8 protein-coding genes are annotated in these 17323 nt (G+C 47.8%); 1 reads left to right on the top strand and 7 read right to left on the bottom strand.

Annotated features, from left to right (window positions below):
* Positions 1-56: 56 nt before the first annotated feature.
* From rpoB to B160_RS0110080, 3 genes are all read right to left on the bottom strand, one after another.
* A complete protein-coding gene (gene rpoB, locus B160_RS0110100) occupies positions 57-3860 on the bottom strand; it encodes a DNA-directed RNA polymerase subunit beta (protein ID WP_018627793.1) in 3804 nt (1267 codons plus the stop codon).
* Positions 3861-4394: 534 nt separating this feature from the next.
* Entirely contained in the window at positions 4395-5405 is a 1011-nt protein-coding gene (locus B160_RS0110085; protein ID WP_157557995.1) for a hypothetical protein, read from the bottom strand.
* Positions 5406-5491: 86 nt separating this feature from the next.
* Positions 5492-9094 (bottom strand): Ig-like domain-containing protein, encoded by a 3603-nt coding sequence (locus tag B160_RS0110080; RefSeq protein WP_157557994.1) that lies wholly within the window; start codon positions 9092-9094, stop codon positions 5492-5494.
* Between the two features lie 493 nt (positions 9095-9587).
* Here B160_RS0110080 and B160_RS30565 point away from each other — a divergent pair, with 493 nt between their 5' ends.
* Positions 9588-10523, top strand: a complete 936-nt coding sequence (locus B160_RS30565; protein WP_018627788.1) for a ComEA family DNA-binding protein — start codon at positions 9588-9590, stop codon at positions 10521-10523.
* 140 nt (positions 10524-10663) lie between these two features.
* On the opposite strand, the gene B160_RS0110070 is transcribed toward B160_RS30565, so the two are convergent.
* From B160_RS0110070 to B160_RS0110055, 4 genes are all read right to left on the bottom strand, one after another.
* Entirely contained in the window at positions 10664-13003 is a 2340-nt protein-coding gene (locus tag B160_RS0110070; RefSeq protein ID WP_018627787.1) for a hypothetical protein, read from the bottom strand.
* Entirely contained in the window at positions 12969-13970 is a 1002-nt protein-coding gene (locus tag B160_RS28855; protein ID WP_157557993.1) for a hypothetical protein, read from the bottom strand. The genes B160_RS0110070 and B160_RS28855 overlap by 35 nt, the downstream gene beginning before the upstream one ends.
* A gap of 142 nt (positions 13971-14112) precedes the next feature.
* Positions 14113-16839 carry a hypothetical protein gene (locus tag B160_RS0110060; protein WP_018627785.1) on the bottom strand — a complete coding sequence of 909 codons (2727 nt, stop codon included), beginning with the start codon at positions 16837-16839 and terminating at the stop codon, positions 14113-14115.
* Between the two features lie 221 nt (positions 16840-17060).
* On the bottom strand, positions 17061-17323 hold a 263-nt coding region (locus B160_RS0110055; RefSeq protein WP_018627784.1), incomplete at its 5' end, for a transposase.

Raw genomic sequence — 17323 nt, 5'->3', positions numbered from 1 at the left:
ATCAATAGTGAAAGTCAACAGTGGATGCACGATTGACTTTTCACTAATCACTTTCTTTATTCAAAGGTCAGGTCTAATCCCAATCCTCTTAATTCGTGTATCAATACATTGAACGATTCCGGTACGCCCGCTCTTGGAATGTTATCGCCTTTCACAATGCTCTCATAGGTTTTTGCACGGCCTATGATATCATCCGACTTGATGGTTAACAGCTCCTGCAGGATGCTGGATGCTCCGTAAGCTTCCAGTGCCCATACCTCCATTTCGCCAAAACGCTGACCGCCAAACTGGGCTTTACCACCCAGCGGTTGTTGTGTGATCAGGCTGTATGGCCCGATGGAACGTGCGTGCATCTTATCATCTACCATGTGGTGCAGTTTGATCATGTAGATCACACCCACAGTAGCTTTCTGGTGGAAGCGTTCCCCGGTTTCACCGTCGTACAGGTACGTGTGCCCGAATTTCGGAATGCTCGCATCCGCGCAATATTTCTCAATCTCTTCCGGCTCGGCACCATCAAAGATCGGCGTGGCAAATTTTACACCCAGCTCTTTACCAGCCCATCCCAGTACGGTTTCGTAGATCTGTCCCAGGTTCATCCGGCTGGGTACCCCAAGCGGGTTTAGTACGATATCAACCGGGCTTCCATCTTCCAGGAACGGCATGTCTTCCTGGCGAACGATCTTGGCAACAATACCTTTGTTCCCGTGACGACCTGCCATTTTATCGCCCACTTTCAACTTACGTTTCACCGCCAGGTACACTTTAGCCAGTTTCAATACTCCTGCAGGCAGTTCATCCCCGATGGAAATATTGAATTTTTCGCGTTTGTACCGTCCTAATTCTTCATTGAATTTGATGTTGTAGTTGTGCAGGAGCGTATTGATCTGGTCGTTGATCTTTTCATCATTGGTCCAGTTCAGCGGATTGATGTTCGCATAATCCAAAGAGCTTAGATTTTTGGCATGGAACTTAGACCCTCTTCCGATCACGATTTCGTCAAAGCTGTTCATCACCCCTGCAGAAACCTGGTTTTCCAGGATGGTTCCCAGTTTTTCCAGCAATACATTCAGCAGGTCCTGCTCGTTCTTTTCGTGCGCTTTATCCAGCTTTTCGATGGCTGCTTTTTCACGAACCTTGGCATTCTTATCTTTCTTCGCGCGCTGGAACAGTTTTTTACCGATCACCACACCTTCCACACCATTGGGCGCTTTCAAGGAAGCATCTTTCGCATCCCCTGCTTTATCACCAAAGATGGCACGCAGCAGTTTTTCTTCCGGGGTCGGGTCGCTTTCTCCTTTTGGAGTGATCTTACCGATCAGGATATCGCCTTCCTTTACCTGGGCGCCGATACGGATGATACCGTTCTCGTCCAGATCTTTTGTTGCCTCTTCTGAAACGTTCGGGATATCGGAGGTCAGCTCTTCTTCACCTAATTTGGTATCGCGTACTTCCAGTTCATATTCTGAAATATGGATGGAAGTGAACATATCTTCTTTTACTACCCGCTCGCTGATCACAATGGCATCCTCAAAGTTGTAACCTTTCCAGGGCATGAAGGCCACCTTCAGGTTCTTACCCAGGGCCAGTTCACCATTCCGGGTGGCATAACCGTTGGTAAGGAAGTCGCCCGTTTTTACCTTCTGCCCTTTCATAACGGCCGGGTTCAGGTTCATACAGGTTTCATGGTTGGTCTTGATAAACTTGGTCAGTTTATACACTTTAAGGTCTTCTTCAAAGCTTACCAGCTTTTCGTTCACATCCCGGTCGTAGCGTACATGGATCTCGTTGGCATCTACAAACTCAACTACCCCGTTCCCTTCGGCATGGATCTGGATCCTTGAATCTCTTGCAGCCTTGCCTTCCAGACCGGTACCCACGATCGGTTCATCGGGGCGCAGCAGCGGAACAGCCTGGCGTTGCATGTTCGATCCCATCAGGGCACGGTTGGCATCATCGTGCTCGAGGAACGGGATCAGCGAAGCGCTCAATCCTACGATCTGGTTCGGCGCTACGTCCATATATTCTACCTCGCTTTTATCGAGGATCGGGAAATCACCTGTTTCGCGGCTGGCCACACGCTCGTTCACAAAATTACCCTGCTCATCCAGCTTCGCACTTGCCTGCGCAATCTTCGCTGTGTCTTCTTCTTCAGCACTCAGCAGTTCCAACTCCTTCATATTCACCTTACCATCGGTTACCTTCCGGTACGGTGTTTCAATAAAGCCCATTTCATTGATCTTCGCATGCACGCAAAGCGTAGAGATCAGACCAATGTTAGGTCCTTCCGGTGTTTCAATGGTACAAAGACGGCCATAGTGCGAGTAGTGTACGTCACGCACCTCAAACCCGGCGCGCTCACGGCTCAGACCGCCTGGCCCCAGCGCAGAGATCCGGCGTTTGTGCGTGATCTCCGATAAGGGGTTGGTCTGATCCAGGAACTGCGACAACTGTGAAGTTCCAAAGAAGGAGTTGATCACAGAAGACAGGGTCCGCGCGTTGATCAGGTCAACCGGTGTAAATACCTCGTTGTCCCGTACGTTCATACGTTCGCGTATCGTACGGGCCATACGGGCCAGCCCTACGCCAAACTGAGCATATAATTGCTCCCCTACAGTACGTACACGACGGTTGCTCAGGTGGTCGATGTCATCGATCTCCGCTTTACCGTTCGTTAAACGCACCAGGTATTTGATGATTTCAATGATATCTTCCTTGGTAAGGGTCTTTTGTGTTACCGGCGCATCGATATTCAGTTTGCGGTTGATCTTGTAACGTCCTACTTCGCCCAGGTCATACCGTTTATCGCTAAAGAATAACTTGTCAATGATCCCGCGGGCGGTTTCATTATCGGGTGCGTCGGCACCTCTTAACTGGCGGTAAATGAACTGAACGGCTTCCAGCTCGCTGTTGGAAGTATCCTTATTTAAGGTATTATAAATAATGGCATAATCGCCCCCCACATCTTCCCTTTGAACAAAAACGCTCTTCACATCCATATCGGCAATGATGTCGATCGCCTCTTCATCCAATACCACGTCGCGCTCCATTACGATCTCGTTCCGCTCGATGGAAACCACTTCGCCGGTATCTTCATCCACAAAATCTTCCACCCAGGTACGCAACACACGGGCGGCAAGACGCTTGCCTAATTGTTTTTCCAGTGATTTACGGTCACCGGGAACCTCATCAGCCATCCCGAACAGTTCGAGGATATCCTTATCGGTTTCATACCCGATGGAGCGCAGGAGCGTAGTTACCGGGAACTTTTTCTTCCGGTCGATGTACGCATACATTACATTGTTAATATCCGTTGCAAACTCCATCCAGGATCCTTTAAAGGGGATCACACGGGCAGAGTAGATCTTGGTTCCGTTGGGGTGCACTGATTGACCAAAGAATACACCAGGTGAGCGGTGCAACTGGGAAACGACCACACGCTCGGCACCATTGATCACAAAGGTACCGCGGGGGGTCATATAAGGAATATTACCCAGGAATACGTCCTGTACAATGGTTTGAAAATCTACGTGCTCTTCATCATTACAACTCAGCCGCAACTTGGCCTTTAAGGGAACCGCGTAGGTCAGGCCGCGCTCCATACATTCATCAATGGAGTAACGGGGCGGATCGATAAAGTAATCCAGAAACTCCAGCACAAAAATGTTACGGGTATCGGTAATGGGGAAGTTATCCTTAAATACCCGGAACAGGCCCTCAATGTTGCGTTTGTCTGGTGTGGTCTCTAATTGGAAAAACTCCTTAAAGGATTGAATCTGTACTTCCAGAAGATCCGGTGTTTCAGCTAAATGCTTGATCTTTCCGAAATTTACTCTTGAATTCACTTTTGTAGATGACATATGTTATAAACCCGGTTTTTTTAATAATTGATTATATACAAAACAAAATCAGGATTACTTTTATCGCTAAAAGAAATCCATTGAAATTCAATTACATGAACCTATTTTGTTTAATCAAATTTTTATTGGCCAAAATAAAAGGAAGGCAAAGTTACGGAAAACTTTGAAAAGAAGAAAACTTCTCACAAGAATATTGCCAGATACGGACGTTTCTGAAAATTTATCAAAAAAAACGTTGCGACGATCTGTTCTGAGGCGACCTTATCAGCCCGATCCTGAACGCTTAGCCTGAGGCCCGGGGCATTTCTTTTAAAAATGATAGATTATTGATAATAAATATATTATGTGCCGCGCGGGGAAGCGCACCGGGCACCGGCGCCACTATTTTATTTCTCCGGAGGCCACGACTGCCCGCAACCGGCGGGCGGGCCGGAAAGATCATCCGGTAAACAGGCCCGGAACCCGGTTTAAAGCGGACTCCGGGCCTGTGCCGGTAATATTACGGAAAGAGCAGTTGTATCAAAAAAGACACATTTACTCTGCTGTTACCTTTACAATTTTTGAATAGTTGGTGGTTGTGCCGTCTTTGTTGATCTGGCCGATCTTAACAAACACGGTCGGGTACTCATCCACATCCAGCTCCTTATTTTCCTTGCGGCAGCCGATCCCCACAGTAACCAACAATGCCAGGGAAAGGAACATGGCTCCTTTTTTGGCGCGTTTGGCAGCTACAAGGGAAGAAATCAGCAGCAACGCCATAATAGCCAGCTGGATCGGGGAGAAACCAAACTGCTTGGCTATTTCCTGCCAGTCCCTGCTGTATGTGTACTTGATCTTAGCGTCTGAATTGCCGTCCGGTGCCTGGGTGCTCACTTTGTCCAGGGCCACAAATTTTTCACCATCGGTAGAAGCTTCGATTACAAAGGATTCGTTATCCTTTTCTGAAACGGTTTCCCATTCCACCTTTAATTTTCCGCCGCTAAAGCTGGCAGTAGTGAACCCAAATCCGACAGGCAGGAAGCCGCTCGTATAAGTATACCCAGAGGTATTATCGTTGTTAGCGTCACCATTTCCGCCCGCACCCGGCTGAACATTTACATTTCCGCCGTTACCGGTACCTGCAGTAGCTTCCGCCTGTGTTGATTCCGCTGTAAAGATCACCTCAAAAATGACGGGACCTCCTACACCTTGTTGTGGACTTGCCGCCGCAGGTATCACTTTATTTTGAGTACCGGTAATCGTATGGGTACCGGAATTGTAGGTCCAATTAAAATAATCGGCTCCGGCCCCGCTTACCTGAAGGGCACCTGCATTAAGTATGGGGTCAAGCTTGTTAAGGGTTATCTTGATGGTCGTTGGTACCGGAGCCAGGTCCAGCTGACGGTCGCCATTATTCTGAAAATTGAAACTAAACGTACCCTGACCATTAACCAGCCCCGGCTCGGGGAGGGTTTTTGCTCCGTTGACGCCTGGGTCTGCAATAGTTTGGGCTAATGCTATATTGAACAACGTCAGGGTAAAGATAAAGGTGTAGATTTTTTTCATATTAAATTTCATTTTTTTTGTTTTCACTTCTTCCATTATTTGCCTTTCTATACATTGATTTACGCTATGACATGCACTTATCAAAATCATGGATTGTACCTGATCGTTTCCGTATCGCTGTTATTAGCGGAAGTACCGTCACCGCCGGAGCCTCCGAAAATGTTCGCACCGATCTTTTCCACACCGGCATTGCTTCCTCCGTTAAATGTAACCGTGCAGCCAAAGGTTGAGGCAGAAGAACCATTGATCACTTTTTTCAGATTGGTGCCTCCAAGTTTGAACAGATAATTCAGCTGATTTCCATCCATCCCTGCAAATTCCCAATCGGCATTCTGAACCGGTTGCCCGTTCAGATCAGTCAACGCCGGCGCATAAGTATTCAGCGTAAAGTTGGGAGATTTAGGAATCCGTACATAAACGTCGCTGCCATTGGTGGGCTCAGCATTTGTAGTGTACACGGTAATTCTTAAATCAATGGCCTTTGTCCCTTCTACCTGGTTGGGTTCCGCCGCCAGGATCACTGTCAGATCCGTTGCAGATCCTTTTGTGTACACATATAAAGTTCCTGTAGCACTGGCGCCCTTGTTATCATGAATCTCATATTTAAACTGTGCTGTTCCGGAGAAACTGGCCTTGGGGGTAAAGGTGTACCTGCCATCTGAGGTCAGTACGAAATTACCAAGTACAGGGTCATTCACTATTTCCTGTGCCGTTACGGTCTGTGGATCTCCTTCTGCATCGATATCATTATCCTTTACATTGCCGCTCACCGCAGTACCGGCATTCGTCATATTAAAATCATCCGTAGCGCTGGTGGTATTGATCTGTCCGGGTTTTACTTCAACAAATACATAAGCATACGCGCAGAGGTTGGTACCCGGGGTTTCACAAACTTTATACACAACGGTATCTTTACCCATAAATCCGTCCGACGGGGTATAAACCAGCTGGCTGCCATTCATTGTGGCGGTACCATTGGAGCCCTGTTTAAATACTTCCGGTGTACCTAGCGTGCCGCCCTGGTTGCCGGCATGATCGTTTGCCAGGATTGTTACGGTTACCGGTGCGCCTGCATTGGTCACCGCAATGTCTGTATTGGCAACCGGCAGGTTGGTGGTAGTTCCGGGATCCGAAACAATAATGGTCAGGTCCTGCACTTCCGAGTTGGTTCCGCTGGTAGCTGTAATATTGTAGCTGTAGGTTCCGGGCGTTGGGGTTACAAATGTGTAGCCTCCGAGAGCATCCTGATCTAAGGTGAGGGTAGCTCCGGCAGGGTTGGGCAGGCCATCAGCACCGTTCACCGGCGTAGGATTGCTGTAGGTTGTTCCGCCAGGTACCATATCATTGGTAGCCACAGAGCCCTCTACCGGTTTATTGATCGTTGTATAATTGATATCCGGGTTGGTCTTGAAGAACGGGCAGCTCAAACCTCCACCCTCACCGTTGGAATACCGGGTATCAATCGCAAAGCCATAAATATCCAAGGCGCGCGGCAAGCCCACTTCAGCCAATCCGGTAGTGGAAATTTCAATTTCGTTAAATGCCGCCGGACTTACGAAACCTATCAGTTTAGTACCATGATCATTGCCCAACAGCGGCAATACCGCTGTAAGTCCTATCAGCTGACCGGTGCCGCCAACACCCACCTCGGTGCGTACGCCTGTTGCAGGGTTCCTGTAATAAAGGGTAACCTTCATCAGTTTAAGCAGGTTGGCCAATACCAGCGGCGACAGCCCGCCTACATTCTCCTTAACAAGGAAGCCCGCAAAAATACCCTTGGGGAACACCGTTTTGCCAGCGGCCACAGTAATAGAGCCGGTAGCAGCAACATCCGCAGCCAGGCTGATACGGGCAAAATCATTCACATCGCCATTGATGATATTCCATGGATTTTCAATCGATCCGGCAGCAGATACCAAACCGTTAAACCCGGTATGCGTACCATCAATTACCACATCATAACCGGTGGGACTTCCTGATGTAATCAATGTGGTTGTATTGCTACAGGTAATTACTTTTTCGCAATTGTTCTGTATTACAAAATCAAAGATATCCATGCTCCCCAACAGGGAAATATTCACAGGCTTCGAGATCACGATCTGCACTTCATCAAAATCTGTTCTTGCTATCATCCCCATCGGCATGCGTGTATAGGCCTGGCCAGCCAGCAGATCAGTCTTCACACCCGCCAGCAAGGAAAGACCCGTGGCGGTTTGAACAGGTGCCGTTACCCCTCTTTTGTAGAGATTGATCTGTATGTTGCTTAAAATATTGATATCTGCCAGTGTCCGCATCCGGATATCAAAGCCTACATAGGTTCCTGCTCCGTAAGTATCCAGCGCATTGGCAACCGCTATTTTATGCGCGTTAAGACCGATCAGGCTAAAATCAATCGTAGTAAATGTCTGATTGTTGCCGTCAATAATCTTATCATAATTTGCCTTGTTCGATAATAGGTTCACATCAGCCACTCCATCGGTACCGGTCTTACCGGCATCAATATAAACCGGGTGCTCCTCAGAAGATATGGGCGTAAGTGTATTACATGCAAGTGTTGGACCATTACAGAACCGCTTTATCACGGCATTGTACACATTTAACGAGCTCAGAAGACTGATTCCCACAATATTTTTCCGGATAAACCGGATCTCATTAAACGACTTTGTGGTAATAAATCCTACCGTTGTTTTTCCGCCGCCAGCAAGCACAGGAGCAGAGAGCAATAAATTATCGGAAGAAACAGATTCCTGAAAAGCCCCATCCAAATAGGTTGCAACAATTGTATTTTTCAATAATCCTATCTGCGCAAGATTACCACCGCCATCTGCAATTTCAAAACCGGCAAAATAACCGGCAGGATGAAAGTTGCCCAGACCGGCTTCCCTGACAGAAATATAAGCAGAGTCGCCTACGCCCACCAAAACTGTTCCGTTGATCGTCGCCGGACCTGGTTTTGTTTTATCAACTACACTTTCTATATTGCTAAAGACGCTTTGCAGTGCATTTACCGTTGCAAGCCCGCCCGTTCCGGATGATACTACTGCCGGGTAAGCGGTTTGTTGCACGGCTGTAATTGCATTACATACCGGCGCCGCCGCAGGTTGCTCCGGCGTTAATACTTCCGCATAATATACACTCCTGGACCCCGCTAAACCAACAGGCACGGTAAAAGTAATCCGGACCCTGTCAAATGCTTTTTTAGTAACAAACCCAACCTTTGCTGACGTACTGCTCAGCAAGGATGCAGAAAGCAGGCTGTTATCGGGGGTGTAAGTTTCTTCGGGACCGGTTGATCCTGTAATGAACGTTTCAATTTTGGTGGTGCTCAGCGCCTCCAGTAATCCTCCGGTGGAAAAAACAAATCCTGCATAGGACCCTGCCGCATATGAGCCGCTGTTTTTCTTTACTTCTATCCAGGCAGAACCGCCCAACGAAGCAAGATAACTCCAGGTTGCCGGATCGTCTACAGACGAATTGATCGCATTATCTTTTGAATCAAATACATCCGTTCCAAAAACAGGAACCGTACTTGAGGCCACAGTAAAACCCGCTCCACCAGGCCCTTTCAATGGCACGTAAGTATTAGTCTGCGCACGCGCATTTTGGGAGTGAACAAGAAAAAGACTTAATAACAAAAGGCATAGGGTAGCCTTTTTAAGGACAGTTCCAAGAGGTTGATTGGTTCTCATAATAGATATATTTTTTTATATCCCGGGGCATACCGGCCCCGGGCATCATTGAAAACAAAAGAAACCCGTTGCTCATCAGGGAACATACGCTATATACCGCCGATCAGCAACATATCGTATGCCCGATGCAACACATCTTTACAGTAATTCTGATAACAGAATGCAGCTGTAATAATCTTATGACCTATGTACCCATGTTAGCTGGTTTTGAGCAATCCAAAAAACACAGCGCTTTGGTGCGACACATTCACAAAACCATAATGAAGAAAAACATTTACTAAAGGGCCTTCTTCATTTCAAGCTATCACAGTGCTGAGAAATTATTTAGTAGTTTTTTAATAGTTCAAAGTAGGTTTACAATGCAATAGCTGATGGTAAAGATAGCCTTCCGGAAGACAATAAACCAAATTTTAGTGGTTTTTTTTTTGTGAACTTATTTTTTTTTATTTTTAACCAACACCTTTTCTCTAACCAATGCTAAAAAAATTCATCTATGAAAGAATACCTGAGGTTCACCAAAAAAGAGCTGCTGGGCCTGATCGTATTGATGATCGCGATCCTGCTCTTTGCTGTATTTCCCTTTGTGGATACAACAAAAAAAGACAGACTATCGAATGAAAAAAACAACACCTTACCCATCGATACCATTCATCCAACAGAACCGCCTTCCGTTAATGAACAGGCAGAAACCGGCCAGGCACAGATCACTTATGACCGGCACAACAGACCTAATACACCATCAGCACCTGCCATAAAAGCCACTCTTTTCAACTTTGATCCCAATACACTGGATGAAAACGGATGGCGGCAGCTGGGGCTTCGTAAACGTACGATCCGGACCATTATCAACTACAGAAACAAAGGGGGACGTTTTCGCAAAACAGAAGACCTGCTGAAGATCTACGGATTGCGCAAGGAAGCATTCGAAAGACTGCGTCCTTACATCGTTATTGCTGCGCAGCCCCGCCATGCGCCATCCTTTTCAGCGTCTGCTGTCCGAATTTATCCGCGCAAAGCACAGCAGCCTATAGACATCAATACTGCTGATACAAGCGCTTATAAAGCACTTTATGGCATCGGCAGCAAGCTGGCTGCAAGGATCGTGCACTACCGGGAGAAACTGGGCGGTTTTTACAGCATCCGGCAGGTTGGAGAAACTTATGGGGTGCCCGATTCTACGTTCCAAAAAATAAGGCCCTATCTTTTACTTCATGAACCCCGTATAAAAAAGATAGACATCAATACTGCCTCATACGAGGAACTGAACGCGCATCCCTATATCAGCAGCAAGCTGGCTTACCTGATCGTAAAACAACGAAGGGCAACGCCCCTCACTTCTTCAGAAGCACTGCAGGCACTGGTGGCACAAACAAAAGATGTGTTTGAAAAGCTGGAACCGTATATCCGGATGGAGGCCACGGAGAAATAAAAGATAATGCTCTGAGGCACGGAAATACTGAATACTGTATGCTTCTATAATCTACAGCTGTCTTAAAAGCCAGGCAAAAACACACACCGGAAACGCTGAAAATAATTCAGCGCTTCTATGGCTCCCGCCGATAAAACCGCTTATTTCTTATTTACAAAATCCTGCAGATAGGAGCACCTTGTAAGTGTTTCGTTGTAAAATTCTGTACCGGAATATTCCTTTTGATACTGCGAGAAAAAGGGATTTGCTTTGAATTCGCTGTAATATTTTTTTATCTTTTGATCATAAAGATCATAGTTATAGTTCACATCTGCATACTGGGGTTTTTGCAGTTCCTTCTGCCGGCATTTTGCCATCATAAACAGGCATTTTGCTTTCAATTCGGGATCTGTTGCGGATCGCAGCGCTTTCTCAAAATAACTTTTCGCTTTATAGCATCCATAATAATCTTTCTCAAAGGCAGTGACCCGCGGTGGAAGCATATACCCATCGGAGCCGCTTCTGTAATAAGTGGTCAGTTCCCATGCATACCCGTAATATGTAATATTGTAATAGCCCAGCCCCAGCTGGTACAGGGCCCGGGGATCACCGGGTTTTGCCAGCAAGGCCTTCATGGTTTTTGCATACGTCTCTTTCGTGGTGGTTACCGCGTCTCCGGGCAACCGTTCTTCCCGGTCAAACAGCAGTTCTTTAAACGGATCTTTTTCGATGGACTTCTGCTCTTCTTTGCCGAACCAGCTGATGGCTTTATCATAGTCATATGCCCGCAGGTAGGCGGTACCTATATAATCCGCCACACCCTTCCGGTCGAGGGTATTGACCTGCAACAGGAATGACTCAAAAGGCGTAAATCCTTTCCCGGTAAGAAAACCATAGAGGGTTTCTGCCTGCCGGACGCTGAAGGAATCCCGTACATAATTAATGGCCGAAGGATAGGTCCAGCCTGTTTTGTCTGCAGCACCATAGGCCAGGATCATCCGGTTATGGTTTCCCTGGTCGGTATAGCGGGCAGCCATTACGTCGACCATTATATTCTTAAAAAAACTGGTCCACTGATTTTGTTCCGGGTAGCTTTCCGTGCGCTTCTTTTCCTCATTCGCCCTCTTCCATAGCCACTGCAATGCCGGTAATATTTTCTGTTCTGCCGCCGCATCCATCCGGGGACTTTCATTGATGGATACCAGCAGGCGGGTCAGCATCCACTGGTCTTCCAGCCGCCGGGAACGCTTCATTTCCTTTGCGGTTGCCAGCAATGCATTGGCCTTTTTATAATCCTTCAGCATACAGGATATATAGGCCGCAGCTATGGGGTACAATGCAGTTTCCTGGTACTTCCGGTCTGCAGCAATGGCCTCCAGGGTTGCTACAAAAGACGCCAGCTCCGCTGTTTCTTTTGAGGACAATGCACCCGGAGCTACGCGGATCCCCTTTTTTACTGCCGGCCCTCTGAATGTGGGCTGGTAGCCCATCTCAATCTTATTGACCTCCCGGACCACCAGCGTGGGCATGACGGCCATACCCGGGTGCAGCCGGTGGATCTCCGATAAAACAGCCACATCGGGGGCATCATTATTCAGGCTGTACAGGGCCAGCATTCCCGCCTTTTCCCTATTGTTCCTGCAAAGTGAAAGATAGGTTTTCCGGAATTGCGCCTCTTCCGGAACAGCCCATGCAAAGCTGTTAAAGTTTGCGATCTTTTTTATATCGGTTGCATTAAAAATCTGCGAAAAGATATACGCTGCCTCCGGTTTCCGGTTAAGCTGATAAAGTGCACCGGCCTTTAATCCCAGGCTCAGCGATTGCAGCACACCCGGAGCCGGGTTGCCGCTTACCAGCTCATCATAATACCGGATCGCATCCGCATACCGATGATTATAATGTGCCAGCCGCACTACCTGATACCCGTATTTTAACCGGAACCACGGATCTTTGGCAGCTTTATATAACTGCAATCCGTTCTTCAGCAGCCCGTTCATACGGATGCTATCCCTGGGTGTTGCATCCCAGCTATTGTATTCGCGGGTAACATAAGGCTCTACCTGCTTGGCATACATCAGGTAGCCCAGGGCCTCCAGGTTTTTCTTTTCCAGGAAGAACCGGGTCATCCCGTTGCTTTTCACCGAGTCGGGGATCATCAGGGGTTGGCCCTTCTCTATATGATCATAAAGCCCGGCCAGGTCTTTCCGGTCGTACCGCATCACAAAGGCATGGGCATCTTCCGGCGAAACCTGGTCGCCGGTAAACGCACTCCATTCCTTTACAATGGCCGCTGCCGTGGCAGGCCGCTCTTCGTCATCCCTTAAAAATTGCAGGTCGGAAAAATAAAAAGGTGCATAGGCGGGTGTTTCCGAAGCATACCGGTTGAAGAACGATACAAAGGAACTATAACTGTCGTCAACATCTGCACAGCTAAAAATATTATTGGGGATCATCAGCAATAAACCGCTAATGCAGGCTGCTAAAGATGTCTTCCAATTCATAAAACGAATATTTATTTAAAGTTAAAGAATCCAGATGATAGAGCGCTACGGTCAGCTCCTGGTTACGGATCTTCCCCGATAACGACCTGCCCACCGCCATCACTGTTGAAAAGTCGCTGTTCTCGGGCCGCAGCACCTGCCCTCGCTTCACCTGCCGTCCACCCAGCAGCGTGTCCTTCAGCGCCCGGTAGCCGGTACCGGATGGCTCAAACGCGTTGGAGCCCGGTATTGCCGGCATATTCCGGATCAGCCCGGCATACCTTCCCTGGTCAAAGACTACGGTCCATGAGAACAGCGGCAAACCGGCATCCAATGGCAGCGGATAGGTTGAAAGACGCCGGACATAGCGCTGAAACTCCCCGGCATCGATAATGGAGTTACGGGTATGTTCCTGTTGCAGATCGCCCATATTATAGCACATCAGCAAGCCCCTGTCTACCGGCGGTATGCCCGAAGATCCCTGATACTTGACCTGGTGCAGACGGATGGTAGCGGTGATCGCCCGGTTCCCATTCATTGCTTTTATGGCGCGCAACAGCTGAAAATACCGTTCCCGTGTTGTTGCGGACCAGTCACAGTCGATCTGCAGTTGCCGGTACTCCCCAAACCCGTTTTGTGCGGCAAGCTTGTTGGCAAGCCTGGCTATGCGCATTGCCAGAAGCTGGGTTTGCGCGCTGTCCTGCCCATACAGGCACTCATTGGTAATGAACACTACCGGCACGATGTTTTTTTGCAGCAGCCAGGCCGTATCGCGCACCAGCAATTTGGCTGCCGGCTCGGCAGCCCGTGTGGTTTTATTCCAGACCACATCAAAGAGTTTCAGGTACAGTGTCATAATGCCTAGGCTGTCGGCCCGGCGCTTTTCAAAAGCTGTGGGTGCAAAAACACTTTTCCAGTAGTAAAATGCCCGCGCTGTTTTCCGCGGGGGGCGGTCGTTTTTACAGGCGGGGAAACAAAGCAGGAGCATAAAAACAAAAATTGCGGTCCGTGTCAGCATGCTATTTCCAGTTGCTGCAAATGTAGGCGAAGTTTTTGAATGAAGCACCGAGATCTGAGTGCTCAGCCTTTAGTTATCGGCAGCCGGCGATTGGCCGTCAGCGTCCGATAAGCTATTGCTTCTTAACCGGCAATACCTGTTGCAAAAAGGCCAATTTACCATTCGCATTCATACCCTGCACAACAACCAGATAGTTTTTGTCGCTGTCCGAAGTATAAAAACCGGCCTTCAATATACCCTTGTTGTCCGGCATGAGGTAGTTCTTCCAGTACACTGTGGCCGGCAACTGCGGCAGTTCATCTTCTTTCAGGGGAACGCTGTACCTGGGCTGGTAAAACTCTTTGGCTATTACAGGAATTAAGGGAAAATAATATTCTTCTCCGCCCTTATATGGATTGGACCGGTACATGCCGGGGCCTTTACCGGTATAGGTGGTTACTTCAACGACATAGTATTTCATCTTGTTAAAGTTGGGCAGATTGACCCAATCTTTTGTAGCGCCCGGAACAACCAGTTCGTGCCAGTCGTATTTGTTTTGATAGACCATTACCGATTTACGGTCTGTGAGTGCTTCTACCGCTTTGATGTCGTTTTTCATCGAGTAGAAAAAAAGAAAACTGTTTTTGCTTGCCGAATAATGTAAATCATAAGCCGGATCATTAAACCTGCACCAGTCAAAACCGGCAAAGACCCCATCTGCGAAAAAGGCGACCATTAACCCATTCCCTGATGGGTTTTTATCACGCAACCCGGGGAAGACCTTCCCAAAAAAAAATTCGCTAAATGTTTCATCGTCTTCAAAACCGGTAAACACATAATCGGCCGGTCTTAGTAGATGCGAACCGGGGATCTTCCCCTTTGCTTTGACCACCACCTCCTCCAGGTATTCTTTCCCCCGTTTCAGCTGAACCTGTTTTTGAATATAGGTTTTTACAGCAGTATCCAGTGCCAGGTTCTCTTTTACATAACGCCGGTCCTCCATTTGTTCGTAACCGGGCAGCTCGTCGATCTTAATAGCGCCGATACTTTTCATAAACGTGTTGGCTTTTCTTTCAAATGCTTTTATGGCGAACCCGGCACTGTCTTTCAATGGTGGAAAGTTGTTGAACACAAAACGGCCTTCCTGGTCGGTGGTAGCATATTTTACAAAATCCGCTCCCGCTACTCCGGATTTCCCTTTCAACAAAAGATTGATCCCTGTCAATCCTTTATCCCCTAAATTAATGACCCGGCCGCTTACGGAGACTTCTTTTTCAGGGCTGAATTTAAAAGACGAAGGCTGCCACCTGTATTGTACCCACCCCTGGGTCAGCATCAGGGCTTCCATAGCGCCCGGCACAGGGTCTTTAAAATAGTAATACGGATCTTCCACTTCACCTTTCAGATCGGAGCTTAGCAGCATATAGCTAACGATGTTTTCCCGGTATACATTGTAAGGCACCTGGCTGCTGTCGATGACTGCCAATGAAAAAAAAGCGATACTGTCTGCCGGATCATAGCCCTTGATCCGGATGGATAGCCCGACGCTGTCCCGGGTGATGTATTCCGGCTTATCCGAAACCATATCCAGCTTCAGATCGTCGCTGTGCCAGATAAACGCGGCCCGTTCATTCAGCGGCCGCATTTGTGGATCATAAATAGTAAAGCGCACCACGCCGGAAGGAAAATTGCTTTTTGCCAGCATCAATCTGTACAGCCCCTTTTTCAATTCGATTTTTCCTCTTACATAAGCAACCCCTCTTGTAGCAGCCGCAAGGTATAAAGTGGGGTCGCCATATGCTACGGTGCTCCGCACCTGCACCAGCAGGCTGTCTGTATGCTCTGTCACTGAAAGACAGAGACCGGCCGTACCCGCCTGCGGCAGTTCAAACTGCAAGCCGTTTTCCAACACAGCGGTATACTGCTCTCCTGTTTGGGGCGTGAATATAACACTTCCCATTCCCTTGTAGACAGAGGTAAATCCGGTAACTGTTGCGCCCTTACTGTTTTTGATCAGGCCTTTTACATCCATGCCCTTACCATAGGGATCGGTGGCTTTAAACCCCAGCCGCTGGCGGCATCCGGCTATAAAGCTGCCGCCCTCTGGCAGGAATTGCAGGTCGGCGGGTTGTAAAGAGGTCATCGTAAGCGGTATGGTGATCAGGGAACGGCCTTCCTTCAGCAGTTCCAAAGAGAGCTCTTTTTTATTCAATATTTTGGGGAACAAGGTATCAATAGCAAAATTCCCTTCTATATCGCTGAAGCCCGAAAGCGTGGCTATTTTTTTCCGTTTTGAACGGATGATCGCTTCTACCGGCTGTATGGGCTGCAGGGAGCTATGAAGTTGTTTTAGCTGCGCCTGCAATTGCAGGTGGGTATCTGTAATGCTGAGCTTTTTAATGGTGGTCTGCCATTTAGGACTTTTAAAATCAAGGATCTTAAAATAACTTTGGTAAAACAGGCTATCGCCAAAGTTCAGCATCCATCGGGTATACGCCCGCAGCAGGTAAGTGCCCTCTGTGTACATGTCTTCTTTCAGCGATATCGAAGCATCAAACTGTCCCAACAAACAGGAAGCGCTGCTGCGATGCACTATTTTTCCTTTGGGATCAATAATTTCCAGGTACACCAGCCGGCTGCTATCGTTGAGCGAATGGTTCCAGGCAACTGCAATATAGCCCCTTGCCCATAATGTATCGCCCAGGTTATAATGCGGCCGGTCATAATGGATAAAGATCTTCTCGCGGGCATGGTGGCGGTTCATTGAATCCACACTGCTGATAAAGGCCTTAAAGCCGCCCTGCCCCATGCAGGGAGCGGTAAGGATCACAATAAGTATGGTTGCAAAAAGCCGGCGCATTTTGATTGTTGAGCTGGTCCTGACAATATTTTATACGAAAGATACACATTAATTAAAAAGGAAACGTCGGGCAACCGTAGCCGGCAATGCGCGTCCAGGCTTAACGCTTGCGGCTAAGCGTCCGGTTCCCTGCTCAAATCCTTCATTGATCTTTCCTTTTATAAACGATAATCGCCACTTACTTATTTTCGTGAGAAACCGTGGTTTTATTAGAAGCCATCTCAAAAGTATTTTTTCATAATGATCATAATGCAAGCTATTTGAACAAAGGCCAGGAAGTTGGTATCATGATATTCGTAACGCACATAACATCTTCGATAATTGTGAATCCAGGCAAACAATCTCTCCACTTTCCAGCGATTTCGATAGCGCCGCAAGGGTCGTCCGTCCTGGGTGGGTTTGGCCTTTCTGTTAGAACGATGTGGCGCGATCAGTTCCACCTGCTGTTTTCTAAGCTCTTTGTCAGCCTTATCACTATCATAGG

Source organism: Niabella aurantiaca DSM 17617 (assembly GCF_000374125.1).
Lineage (GTDB): Bacteria > Bacteroidota > Bacteroidia > Chitinophagales > Chitinophagaceae > Niabella > Niabella aurantiaca.
The sequence above is the reverse complement of the archived record's forward strand: the minus strand, read 5'-3'. Positions and strand labels throughout refer to the sequence as shown.

What these genes read in the sequence shown, in the direction of transcription:
- rpoB (WP_018627793.1), bottom strand. Translation starts at nt 3,860, where the DNA reads ATGTCATCTACAAAAGTGAATTCAAGAGTAAATTTCGGAAAGATCAAG.
- B160_RS28855 (WP_157557993.1), bottom strand. Translation starts at nt 13,970, where the DNA reads ATGCTCCTGCTTTGTTTCCCCGCCTGTAAAAACGACCGCCCCCCGCGG.
- B160_RS0110080 (WP_157557994.1), bottom strand. Translation starts at nt 9,094, where the DNA reads ATGAGAACCAATCAACCTCTTGGAACTGTCCTTAAAAAGGCTACCCTA.
- B160_RS30565 (WP_018627788.1), top strand. Translation starts at nt 9,588, where the DNA reads ATGAAAGAATACCTGAGGTTCACCAAAAAAGAGCTGCTGGGCCTGATC.
- B160_RS0110060 (WP_018627785.1), bottom strand. Translation starts at nt 16,839, where the DNA reads ATGCGCCGGCTTTTTGCAACCATACTTATTGTGATCCTTACCGCTCCC.
- B160_RS0110085 (WP_157557995.1), bottom strand. Translation starts at nt 5,405, where the DNA reads ATGAAAAAAATCTACACCTTTATCTTTACCCTGACGTTGTTCAATATA.
- B160_RS0110070 (WP_018627787.1), bottom strand. Translation starts at nt 13,003, where the DNA reads ATGAATTGGAAGACATCTTTAGCAGCCTGCATTAGCGGTTTATTGCTG.